1 protein-coding gene is annotated in these 247 nt (G+C 65.2%); it reads right to left on the bottom strand.

The window, feature by feature from the left end; all coding sequences use genetic code 11:
• The coding region (locus AC0IW9_RS31580) for a hypothetical protein (protein ID WP_471652233.1) at positions 1-247 on the bottom strand (247 nt) is incomplete at both ends.

Raw genomic sequence — 247 nt, forward strand, 5'->3', positions numbered from 1 at the left:
CCTTGGTGCCATCGGTGAGCTGACCGGCGTACTGCGCCAGGTTTTTCGAGGTGATGCTGAACAGCGGTTTGTCTGCTGCAAAGGGATCGGAACGCTTGCCGCCGGGCTTATAAGCCGGGTCCACTTTGGTGTAGCCGCCATCCCAAGCCGGAATGCTGCCGTCAGCGTTGCCGGCGCGTTCAGCCCCGAACGGCGTCAGGGTGGTGCCGAGCTTGGCCGCGTCTTCGGCGGAGGCGGCGAGTAGCGG

This window comes from Belnapia sp. AC561, from assembly GCF_979252845.1.